We start from the raw sequence: 519 nt of genomic DNA, 5'->3' as shown, positions 1-519 counted from the left end.
TGCCGCGCACCTGGCGAAGCAGGGCGCGGAACGACTGACCGTCCTCCACCTTCGCCCGAAGCACGAGCGTGTTGACGAAGAAGCCGATGAGTCCTTCCGTCTCCGCGCGGGTGCGGCCCGCGATGGGAGAGCCGACGCTCACGTCCTGCTGGCCCGTGTAGCGGGACAGCAGGGCCTGCCAGCCGGCGAGCAGCACCATGAAGAGCGAGCCGCCTTCGTGATGGCCCAGGCTCCGCAGCTTCTCCGTCAGCTCGCGCGGAAGCGTGAAGCCGAGCGTCGCGCCCGCGGTGTTACGGACCGCCGGTCGCGGCTTGTCGATGGGCAGCTCCAGCACGGCCGGAGCGCCGGAGAGCTTTGCTTCCCAGTAGGCCACTTCACGCTGCAGGGCTTCACCGCTGAGCGTGCGGCGCTGCCACGCGGCGTAGTCGGCGTACTGCACCGGCAGTTCCGGGAGGGGCGACGGCCGCCCTTCGGCGAACGCGGCGTAGAGCGCGCTCACCTCCCGCACCAGCACTCCGA

Annotated in this window: 1 protein-coding gene; it reads right to left on the bottom strand. The window is 70.7% G+C overall.

Going from position 1 to position 519, the window contains the following annotated elements; translation table 11 throughout:
* The coding region (locus D7X12_RS41840) for a condensation domain-containing protein (RefSeq protein ID WP_244225114.1) at positions 1–519 on the bottom strand (519 nt) is incomplete at both ends.

Source organism: Corallococcus sicarius, assembly GCF_003611735.1.
Lineage (GTDB): Bacteria > Myxococcota > Myxococcia > Myxococcales > Myxococcaceae > Corallococcus > Corallococcus sicarius.
Note: the sequence above shows the minus strand (reverse complement) of the source record. Positions and strands in the feature narration are given on the sequence as shown.